This is a genomic window from Streptomyces sp. NPDC005181 (assembly GCF_040608395.1).
In the GTDB taxonomy this organism is placed as follows: Bacteria; Actinomycetota; Actinomycetes; order Streptomycetales; family Streptomycetaceae; genus Streptomyces.
In genome coordinates this window covers 19,611-30,820 of the sequence record NZ_JBEXID010000080.1, presented here as the reverse complement: position 1 = coordinate 30,820, position 11,210 = coordinate 19,611, and the positions used below count along the sequence as shown (strand labels likewise).

The 11,210-nt window shown below is 68.8% G+C and carries 5 protein-coding genes; 1 reads left to right on the top strand and 4 read right to left on the bottom strand.

Features of this window, described 5'->3' with window-relative positions; translation table 11 throughout:
* Positions 1–643: 643 nt before the first annotated feature.
* Positions 644–2,854 carry a UvrD-helicase domain-containing protein gene (locus ABZV38_RS32225; protein ID WP_356331980.1) on the top strand — a complete coding sequence of 737 codons (2,211 nt, stop codon included), beginning with the start codon at positions 644–646 and terminating at the stop codon, positions 2,852–2,854.
* Here the strand turns inward: ABZV38_RS32225 and glgB are convergent.
* The 4 genes from glgB to ABZV38_RS32205 all read right to left on the bottom strand — a co-directional run bounded on the left by glgB (position 2,811) and on the right by ABZV38_RS32205 (position 10,862).
* A complete protein-coding gene (gene glgB, locus ABZV38_RS32220; protein ID WP_356331977.1) occupies positions 2,811–5,252 on the bottom strand; it encodes a 1,4-alpha-glucan branching enzyme in 2,442 nt (813 codons plus the stop codon). The genes ABZV38_RS32225 and glgB overlap by 44 nt on opposite strands.
* 98 nt (positions 5,253–5,350) lie before the next feature.
* On the bottom strand, positions 5,351–6,769 hold the full coding sequence (locus tag ABZV38_RS32215; RefSeq protein WP_356331976.1) for a phosphotransferase: 1,419 nt from the start codon (positions 6,767–6,769) through the stop codon (positions 5,351–5,353).
* Positions 6,770–7,089: 320 nt separating this feature from the next.
* Positions 7,090–8,796, bottom strand: coding sequence for a maltose alpha-D-glucosyltransferase (gene treS, locus ABZV38_RS32210; RefSeq protein ID WP_356331975.1), 1,707 nt, complete (start codon positions 8,794–8,796; stop codon positions 7,090–7,092).
* On the bottom strand, positions 8,793–10,862 hold the full coding sequence (locus ABZV38_RS32205) for an alpha-1,4-glucan--maltose-1-phosphate maltosyltransferase (protein ID WP_356331979.1): 2,070 nt from the start codon (positions 10,860–10,862) through the stop codon (positions 8,793–8,795). Before ABZV38_RS32205 ends, treS begins: the two co-directional genes overlap by 4 nt.
* Between the last annotated feature and the right edge of the window lie 348 nt (positions 10,863–11,210).

The window sequence follows — 11,210 nt, the reverse complement described above, 5'->3', positions numbered from 1 at the left end:
CTGGAACCGCTGGCGACGCCGCCACCAGACACAAGCCCGCATCAGCCACTACCGCCAACGAGAACACTCACCGTGACAACACCGGCTGTAGTACCAGTGCGGTCGCGGCGTCGATGAGCGTGAGCATGGTCCACATGGCAGCCCCCGATCCGGACGTGCTCCGGATGAATGTGCGTATGCGAGGGGTATCTCCGTGTGAAGCACGGCCAATCCGAACAAGCCTGATTTCAGAGCTTTTTCTGAGCTTGCTCCGAGCTGCTCGCTTACCTCCTGGTGATCCGGTCGATCCCGTCCACGGACCGTAGGAGCCCGTGCCGGCGCTGCCGTCGGACTTCCCCGTGCTCGCGGTCCGGGCCATCGCCCTCGCGCCCGACTCCGGGCTCGCGGCCCTCCGGGGCGACTCCGGCGACGCCGACTTGTGGCGGGGCATCCTCGTACGGCTGCGCGCCGTGCTCGATGCGACGGGCGCGCCGACCCTCTGCCAAGCATCTCCTGGAGGCAAACAAAAAACCCGGTCCGAATTGACGGCCGGGGTATTTCTTCGCCTATATTGAATAGTTCCGTGTGCGCATACTGCACAATATGCGGAGAACTTCAATAAATATACTCTATCGCGTCAGGGGCTGAATTGTCAACCGAGGATATGCGGCAGGAACAGCAATTCGTCTCCCTCGCCCACGAGCGGCTCGACCAGCTCCGGGTAGCGGCCGAAGCCGCCATGCGCGCCACGATCGCGCAGCTCAGCACCGGTCGACAGGCGCGGGTGGAGCGCGATATCGGCGTCGCCGAGCACTCCGCCTCGCTCGCCGCGCTGAATGCCGCCGTCACGGGACTCTGTTTCGGACGGATCGACAGGCGCGACGGAGTCACCTACCACATCGGGCGCACCGGAATTCGGCGGGACGACGCCGAGCGGACCCCGTTGCTGATCGACTGGCGGGCTCCCGTCGCGCGGCCGTTCTATCTCGCGACCGGGTATGAACCGATGGGGCTGCGCCGCAGGAGGCACATCACCACGCAGGGGCGCACGGTCACCGGGTTGCACGACGAGATCATGGATCTCGCCGACACCACGCGCACCGGATACGAGTCGCACGACGCCGACGAGGTGCTGCTCGCCGCGCTGAACAGCGCCCGCACAGGCCGGATGGGCGACATCGTCTCGACCATCCAGGCCGAGCAGGACCACATCATCCGCGCCCCGCAGCGCGGGGTGCTCGTCGTCGAGGGAGGGCCGGGCACCGGGAAGACCGCAGTCGCGCTGCACCGGGCCGCGTATCTGCTGTACGCACACCGGGAGCAGCTCGCCAAGCGGGCCGTGCTGATCGTCGGGCCCAACCCGGCCTTCCTCGGCTACATCGGCGACGTACTGCCCTCGCTCGGTGAGACCGGCGTTCTGCTGTCGACGGTCGGCGAACTGTTCCCCGGCGTGCACGCCACCGGAACCGACAGCCCCGCGGCCGCCGCCGTCAAGGGACGGGCGGACATGGCCGGCGTGCTGGCCGAGGCCGTACGGGACCGGCAGCAGGTGCCCGAGAAGGGCGAGCCGATCGTCATCGCGCACGACGACGGGGAGCTGAACCTCGACTGGGACATGGCAGTCGAAGCGCGGCACAAGGCCCGCGAGACCGGGCTGCCGCACAATCTCGCCCTGCCCACCTTCGCCTTCCGGATCATCGACGATCTCACCACGCAACTCGCCGACCGCATCGGCGCCGACCCCTACGGCGGCCCGAACTTCCTCGGCCCCGACGACATCGCCCAGCTCGGCAAGGGCATCGCCGCCAGCGCGGAGGTGCACGCCGCCATCACCTCCTTGTGGCCCCCGCTCACCCCGCAGGAGTTCCTCGCCGGCTATCTGGAGGAGCCCACGCATCTGGCCGAGGACGACGCCGAGCTGCTCCGGCGCGCGAAGGAGGCGGCCTGGACACCTGCCGACGTGCCCCTCCTCGACGAGGCCGCCGAGCTCCTCGGTGCGGACGACTCAGCCGCCCAGGCCGCCGCCGAGGCCGAGCGGGCCCGCCAGATCGCCTACGCGCAAGGCGTCCTCGACGTCTCGTACGCCTCCCGTACCTACGAGTTCGAGGACAAGGAGGACATCGACGAGGACGCCTCCGAGGTCCTCGCGGCGCACGACATCATCGACGCCGAACGGTTCGCCGAGCGTCAGGAGGAGGCCGACCACCGCAGCGCCGCCGAGCGCGCCGCCGCCGACCGGACCTGGGCGTTCGGGCACATCATCGTCGACGAGGCGCAGGAGCTGTCGGCCATGGCCTGGCGGCTGCTGATGCGCCGCAGCCCGACCCGCTCGATGACCCTGGTCGGCGACCCGGCCCAGACCGGCGACCTGGCAGGCTGCGACTCCTGGCAGGAGATCCTCGCGCCGCACGTCCAGGACCGCTGGCAGCTGGCCCGGCTCGGGGTCAACTACCGTACGCCCGCCGAGATCATGGAATACGCGGCCGAGCGGCGCCGGGCCACCGATCCCGCCTTCGAACCCCCGCGCTCCATCCGCTCCACCGGTGCACGGCCCTGGGAGCGCACCCTGCCGCTCGCCGACGTGGCCGGGCTCGCCGAGGCCGAGACCCCGGCGGAGGGCAGGCTCGCCGTCATCGCCCCACGCGAGCTCCATGCGGAACTCACAGGACTCGACGACGGGCCGCTGGATCTGCACCGGCCCGTCGTCCTGCTCGACCCGCGTCAGGCCAAGGGCCTGGAGTTCGACACGGTTCTCGTCGTCGCGCCCGCGCTGATGACCCCCAACGATCTCTATGTGGCGCTGACCCGGGCCACCCAGCGGCTCGGGATCATCACACCGGCTTCAGCCACACCGTCGCCAGCGGCGGCAGAGTGAGCTGGACGCTCGTGCGGTGACCGTGGGCGGCGACGGACTCCGGCTTCAGCGGATCCGGGTTGAGGACGTCACCGCCGCCGTACCGTGCCGCGTCCGTGTTGAGCACCTCCGCCCAGGCGGACACGGACGGCGGCACGCCCAGCCGGTACTCGTGGCGGACCACCGGCGAGAAGTTCGACACCGCGAGCAGCGGCGCACCGTCCGCGTCGAAACGCAGGAAGGCGAAGACATTGTCCTCGGCGGCTCCGCCGTCGACCCAGGCGAAGCCCTCGGGGACGGTGTCCCGCTGCCACAGCGCCGGAGTCGCCGCGTACACCGCGTTCAGCTCACGCACCAGGTCCCGTACGCCCCGGTGGTCCGCCTCCGCCGCGTACGACGGGTCGAGCAGCCACCAGTCCGGGCCATGGCCCTCCGACCACTCGGCGCCCTGGGCGAACTCCTGCCCCATGAACAGCAGCTGCTTGCCCGGGTGCGCCCACATGTAGCCGAGATACGCCCGGTGGTTGGCGCGCTGCTGCCACCAGTCGCCGGGCATCTTCGACACCAGCGCCCGCTTGCCGTGCACGACCTCGTCGTGCGAGATCGGCAGCACGTAGTTCTCGCTGTACGCGTACACCATCGAGAAGGTCATCTCGTTGTGGTGGTACTTGCGGTGCACCGGCTCCTTCGACATGTACTCCAAGGAGTCGTGCATCCAGCCCATGTTCCACTTCAGTCCGAAACCGAGCCCGCCGAAGCCGCCGGGGCCGACATGGTGGGTGGCGCGCGTGACGCCGTCCCAGGCGGTGGACTCCTCGGCGATGGTGATGACGCCAGGATTCCGCCGGTAGACGGTGGCGTTCATCTCCTGGAGGAAGGCGACAGCATCCAGATTCTCCCGGCCGCCGTGCTCGTTCGGAGCCCATTCCCCGTCCTCGCGCGAGTAGTCGAGGTAGAGCATCGAGGCGACGGCGTCGACCCGCAGCCCGTCGATGTGGAACTCCTCGCACCAGTACGTGGCATTGGCGACCAGGAAGTTGCGCACCTCCGTGCGGCCGAAGTCGAACTCGAGCGTGCCCCAGTCGGGGTGCGCGGCGCGGGCCGGGTCCGAGTGCTCGTACAGCGGGCGGCCGTCGAACTCGGCGAGCGCCCAGTCGTCGCGCGGGAAGTGGGCGGGCACCCAGTCGACGATGACGCCGATGCCGGCCCGGTGCAGCGCATCGATCAGATACCGGAAGTCGTCCGGGGTACCCAAACGCGACGTCGGGGCGAAGAAACCGGTGACCTGATAGCCCCAGGAGCCGCCGAAGGGATGCTCGGAGACCGGCATCAGCTCCACATGTGTGAACCCCAGATCCCTTACATATGCTGGGAGTTGCTCGGCGAGCCGGCGGTAGGTGAGTCCCGGCCGCCAGGACGGCAGATGCACCTCGTACACGGACAACGGCGCCTCGTGCACGGGTACGTCCCCGCGGTGCGCCATCCACTCCTGGTCCTGCCACTCGTGGTGCGAGGCCGTCACGACCGAGGCATTGGCGGGCGGGACCTCGGTGTGGCGGGCCATCGGGTCGGCGCGCACCGTGTGCGTACCGTCCGGGCGGCAGATGTCGAACTTGTAGAGCGCGCCCTCGCCGATCGCGGGGAGGAACAGCTCCCAGACCCCGCTGGAACCGAGCGAACGCATCGGGAAGCCCGTGCCGTCCCAGTAGTTGAAGTCCCCCATGACCCGCACACCGCGGGCATTGGGCGCCCAGACGGTGAACCGGGTGCCGGTGATCCCCTGGTGCTCCATGGGCTGCGCGCCGAGGGCGGTCCACAGCTCCTCGTGCCGCCCCTCGCCGATCAGATGCAGATCGAGGTCGCCGAGCGCGGGCAGGAAGCGGTATGGATCATGGACCTCGATCTCGTTGTCCGCGTAGCCGACCAGGAGTTGGTACTCGGGGACGGACGGCATCGGCAGCAGGCCGGAGAAGAGGCCGTCGCCGTCGTCGTGCAGCGTGGCCCGCAGTCCCTTGGCGAGCACGGTCACCGATCGCGCGTACGGACGGAGCACCCGGAACGCCACACCGCCGCGGACCATGTGTGCGCCGAGCAGATCGTGCGGGGCGTGGTGCTCACCGGCCAGCAACCGCCCCCGGTCGCCGTCGTCGAGGGCCCGCACCGGCCGGACACCGCGACCGCCGCCGCCACGCCGCGGCCGCGGGGGAGAGGCATCGGCCCGCTTGGCTGCCGGCTTCTTCCGCTTGGCCGGGGAGGTTGCCGAGGCCGCGGGTGCTGAGGGTCCTGCCGTGGCCGTGGGAGCGGAGAGTGCCGCGGTGGTTGCAGGGACCGGCTGGGCCGCCGGGGTCGGCGTGGCCGCGGGTGCTGATGGGGTCGCGGTGGAATCGGGCGCGTTGCGGGACGGCTTGCGGGCGGTCACAGGGACAGCCTCCTCGAAGGGTGTTGGTGAGGCAGGAATCAGGTGCCCGGGCAGGGAAGAGGCCCCCGGCCGAAGAAGGCGCGCACTGCGCAGGTGCATCAGTCGACGGCGGCGGCCAGGCGGTGGATCGCGGCCATCGGGACCGGCAGCCAGTCGGGCCGGTGGCGGGCCTCGTACAGCACCTCGTACACCGCCTTGTCGGTCTCATGGGCGCGCAGCAACTCCGGCTCGCTGCGCGGATCGACGCCAGCGGCCTCCGCGTACCCGTCGCAGTAGGCCGCCCGGCAGCGGGCCGCCCACTCGGCGTTCCAGGGCCGGTGCGAGCGGGCCGCGTAGTCGAAGGAGCGGAGCATGCCCGCGATGTCGCGCACCGGCGGCTGCGGACGGCGGCGTTCCAGGAGGGGACGCGCCGGTTCGCCCTCGAAATCGATCAGTGACCAGAAACCGTCGGCCGCGCGCAGTGTCTGGCCGAGATGGAGGTCGCCGTGGACGCGTTGTGCGGCCCAGCTGCGGCCCTTGTGCCCCAGCGCGGCAACGGCGTCGAACGCGGTGCGCAGCCCGGGGACGTAAGGCACAAGAGCCGGAACCGCCTGGGCAGCCGCCTCCAGCCGCTGCAACATACCGGCGGCGAGATGCTCGGTCTGGGCGCTGCGCAGCACGGGCGTCGGCAGGGCGGTGGCGAGCGCCGTGTGCACCTCGGCCGTGGCCCGTCCGAGGGCGCGGGCCTCGCGGGTGAAGTCATGGCCCGCGCCCAGCGCGCGCAGCGCCAGCTGCCAGCCGTCCTCCGCACCGCGCAGGAACGGCTGGAGCACGCCGAGGGTGAGTGGCTCGGGGGCCGTCGCCTCGAACCAGGCGACGGGTTCCGGGACCCGCCCGCAGCCTTCCCGGGAGAGAGCGAGCGGCAGTTCGAGATCGGGGTTGGTGCCGGGGAAGACCCGACGGAAGATCTTGAAGATATAGGCGTTGCCGAAGACGAGGGAGGAGTTGGACTGCTCGGTGTCGAGCACGCGTGGGGTGAGGCCGGCAGGGATGGGGGCGGCGCCCCGGTCGAAGCGGAGGGTGCCGAGGGTGCCCGGGGTACGCAGCCGTTCCAGCAGAAGTTCGGCGAGGTGCGGATCGTGCAGACCTTCGTAGACCGTCCGGCCGGCGAGTGGACCGCCCGTCACATGACCGATGAGGGCCGGGGCGAGCCGTGGCGGCAGCGTGGACCGTACCCCGAGCAGCATTTGGTAGCAGTCGTCGGGCGACTGGGCGGGCATGGAGGGCTGGTGGACCCGGATCAGCAGATGGAGCAGCCCCGGTCCCGCCCCGGAGCCGGCCGCCTGACCGATGCCGGTGGAATCGGTATCCACCGGCAGTATTTCGGTCGCCGAGACCAGGGAGAAGGCCGTGACCGGCCGTCCCTTGCCCGCGAACCACCGCTGCCGGGGCAGCCATTCATGCAGCAGTGGGGCGAGTGACGGGAGCAGGGCTGTGCTGTTCGCGAGGGCGACCCGAGTGGATGCAGCCTCCGACATGGCATCGCGTCCTTTCCCCGGGCACACCACAGGATGCGAAGAGTGTCCCGGATTGCGGCAATAGCTGTCCGGCTGTGCGGGACGTGTCGGGTCAGGATGGTCCGTACGGACTCGACGTGGGGGCCTCGAAAAGCCACGAGGTCCCCGGAAGGACTCCGAACGACTCCGGGAGTGCCGCCCCGAAGGGCTCCGAAGTTCCGTAACTGCCTGAAGAGCCCTGAAGATCCCCAAAGAGCCCTGAAGAGCTCGATGTGGGGGAGAGTGCCCCGTGCGGGGCGGCGGAAACCGCCCCGCGACGAGTGGTCCGAATTGACGCCGCATCAGCTCGGCGGCGCGTCCTTCCGCAACCGGAACCAGTAGAACCCGTGCCCGGCGAGAGTCAGCAGATAGGGCCACTGACCGATCGCGGGGAAGCGCACTCCACCGATCAGCTCCACTGGATGACGCCCGTTGAACGACCGCAGATCGAGCTCCGTCGGCTGCGCGAACCGCGAGAAGTTGTGCACGCACAGGACGAGATCGTCCTTGTACTCGCGGGTGAAGGCGAGCACGGCGGGGTTCGAGGACGGCAGTTCGCTGTACGAGCCGAGACCGAACGCCCGATTCTGCTTACGGATTTCGATCATCCGCCGTGTCCAGTGCAGCAGCGACGACGGCGAGGCCATTGCCGCCTCGACGTTGGTCACTTGGTAGCCGTACACCGGATCCATGATCGTGGGGAGATATAGGCGCCCCGGATCACTGGAGGAGAATCCCGCGTTCCGGTCGGGCGTCCACTGCATCGGGGTCCGCACGGCATCCCGGTCGCCCAGCCAGATGTTGTCGCCCATCCCGATCTCGTCCCCGTAGTACAGAATCGGGGAGCCCGGCAGGGACAGGAGCAGCGCCGTGAAGAGCTCGATCTGGTTGCGGTCGTTGTCGAGCAGGGGCGCGAGCCGCCGCCGGATGCCGATGTTCGCCCGCATCCGCGGATCCTTGGCGTACTCCGCGTACATGTAGTCGCGCTCTTCGTCCGTGACCATCTCGAGCGTGAGCTCGTCGTGGTTGCGCAGGAAGATGCCCCACTGACAGCCGGACGGGATCTGCGGGGTCTTCGCCAGGATTTCGGAGACTGGGTAGCGGCTCTCGCGCCGTACGGCCATGAAGATCCGCGGCATCACCGGGAAGTGGAACGCCATATGGCATTCGTCGCCGCCGGCCGGGAAGTCTCCGAAGTAGTCGACGACGTCTTCCGGCCACTGATTGGCCTCGGCGAGCAGCACGGTGTCCGGGTAGTGCGCGTCGATCTCCTTGCGGAGCCGCTTGAGGAACTGGTGGGTCTCCGGGAGGTTCTCGCAGTTGGTGCCCTCCCGCTGGTAGAGGTACGGCACGGCGTCGACGCGGAAGCCGTCGATACCGAGGTCCAGCCAGAAGCGGAGTGCGGAGATGATCTCCTCCTGCACCGCCGGGTTCTCGTAGTTGAGATCGGGCTGGTGGGAGAAGAACCGGTGCCAGTAGTACTGCTTGCGCACCGGGTCGAAGGTCCAGTTGGACGTCTCGGTGTCGACGAAGATGACCCGGGCGTCCTGGAACTGCTTGTCGTCATCGGCCCAGACGTAGTAGTCGCCGTACGGGCCGTCCGGGTCGTTGCGGGACTGCTGGAACCAGTCGTGCTGATCGCTCGTGTGGTTCATGACGAAGTCGATGATCACGCGCATCCCGCGCTGGTGCGCGGCATCGACGAACTCCACGAAGTCGGCGAGATCGCCGAACTCCGGCAGCACCGCGGTGTAGTCGGAGACGTCGTAGCCGCCGTCGCGCAGCGGCGACTTGAAGAACGGCGGCAGCCAGAGACAGTCGACGCCCAGCCACTGCAGGTAGTCCAACTTGGCGGTCAGACCCCTGAGGTCACCGATGCCGTCACCGTTGGAGTCCTGGAAGGACCGGACGAGGACTTCGTAGAAGACGGCGCGCTTGAACCAGTCGGGATCGCGGTCCTTGGCCGGGGTGTCCTCGAACGTGTCGTGGACGGGCTCATTGACAATCATGGTGTGGGTGACCCTCCGGTCGGCGGGGACGGTCGCAGGACGACGATGTGCGCGGGCGTGACGCCCGGCTCTAGGCGCACATAGAAGTTCCTGCCCCAGTGATAGGTGTGGCCGGCGAGCTCGTCGCGCACCGGCACGGTCTCGTGCCAGTCGAGGCCGAGTTGCGGCATGTCCAACGAGACCGTGGCCTCCTGGGTGTGGTGAGGGTCAAGGTTGACGACCACCAGAACGATGTTCGAACCCGAGCGCTTGCTGTACACGATCAGCGCGTCGTTGTCGGCGGTGTGAAAGTGCACGTCGCGCAGTTGCTGCAGGGCGGGGTGACGGCGCCTGATCCGGTTGAGGGAGGTGATGAGCGGAGTCAGGGAACGGCTCTCGCGGTCGGCCGATTCCCAGTCCCTGGGCCGGATTTCGTACTTCTCCGAGTTCAGGTACTCCTCACTGCCGGCCCGTACCGGGGTGTTCTCGCACAGCTCGTACCCCGCGTACATGCCCCAGGTCGGCGAGAGCGTCGCGGCGAGCACGGCCCGGGCCTCGAAGGCCGGGCGTCCGCCGTCCTGGAGATAGCCCGGCAGGATGTCCGGAGTGTTCACGAAGAAGTTGGGCCGCATGTAGGAGGCCGCGTCACCGGACAGTTCGGTGACGTATTCCGTGAGCTCCTGCTTGGTGTTGCGCCAGGTGAAGTACGTGTACGACTGCTGGAAGCCGATCGTCGCGAGCGTATGCATCATCGCGGGACGGGTGAACGCCTCGGCCAGGAAGATCACATCGGGGTCGGTGCGATTGATGTCGGCGATCACCTTCTCCCAGAAGATCACCGGCTTGGTGTGCGGATTGTCGACGCGGAAGATCCGTACGCCGTGGTCCATCCAGAACCGGAGGATGCGGAGGGTCTCCGCCACCAGGCCCCGCAGATCCTTGTCGAAGTCGATCGGATAGATGTCCTGGTACTTCTTGGGCGGGTTCTCGGCGTAGGTGATGGTGCCGTCCGGCCGGTGGTGGAACCACTCGGGGTGCTTCTCCACCCACGGGTGGTCGGGGGAGCACTGGAGCGCGAAGTCCAGCGCGACCTCCATGCGCAGAGTGCGGGCGGTCTCGACGAAGTGGTCGAAATCGTCGAGCGTGCCGAGCTCGGGGTGAACGGCATCGTGACCACCCTCGGCCGAACCGATTGCCCACGGCACCCCGACATCGTGGGCGCCGGGGGACAACGAGTTGTTGGGGCCCTTGCGATGGGTGGTCCCAATGGGGTGGATGGGCGGGAGATAGACGACGTCGAACCCCATGGCGGCGACAGCGGGCAGCCGCTCGGCAGCGGTACGGAACGTGCCGGCGATGATCCTTCCCTGCTGTTGCTCCTCCTCCGCCTTGGCCGACGCCTTCGAAGCCCTGCCCTTCTTGGCGGCCTTGGTCGCCTTCACCGGCTCGGCCGGTTCGATCCGGGCCCCCTCGGACCGGGGGAACAGCTCGTACCAGGACCCGAACAGGGCCCGTCGGCGCTCGACGACGAGGGGGAGCGGGCGGGCCGCGGTGACCAGCTCGCGCAGCGGGTGGCGGGCGAGTGCGGCGGTGGCCTCGGGAGCGAGCGCGGCGGCGAGCCGGGCGGCCGCCGGACGGGACTCGTCACGCAGCGCATCGGCCGCGGCCAGCACCGCCTCGCGCCCGTCCCGTTTCGGTACGCCCTCGGCGGCCCGTTCGTACAGCTCGGCGCCCTCGGCCAGGACGAGCGCGGAGTCGATCCCGGCGGGGATCTTGATCTGGGCACACCGGCGCCAGGTGGTCACCGGATCGCTCCAGGCCTCGACCGTGTACGTCCAGCGCCCTTCGGAGTCCGGGGTGACATCGGCGCCCCAGCGGTCGGAGCCGGGGGCGAGCTCACGCATCGGCGTCCACGGGCCGGTTCGTCCGCTCGGATCCCGCAGAACCGCATTGGCGGCGACCGCGTCATGGCCTTCACGGAACACGGTGGCCGTGATCTGGAAGGTCTCACCGGCAACGGCCTTCGCGGGCCTTCTGCCGCAGTCGACGAGGGGGCGGACGTCGAGGACGGGAATGCGACCGATCATGGAATCACCTGGGGACTGGAGCTCGGGCTGCACGGCGCGCGGCGAGGCCGTGAAGGGCTGAGCGAGCACGCCGCGACTGTGGGGGTCCGTCCTTTCTAGCTGCTCCGTTGTCGGCTGATGGGGTGTGAGCATGGTCGCTCCTGTCCGCGTTCACTCGAATGGCACTCGAATGGCTGGGGCGCGGGTGTGGTGTACGGGTGAGAACCGGATGCACACCGGACGCGTACGCACTGCATACGAGCCGCTGCTGGATCGCAGATGATCTGCATTCGGGCGGTAATCGGGTTGTGTACCGCAGAAGCCTTCCCACCGTTCTCGGGGGGCCAATCCAGTGGTTTGTTAACTACT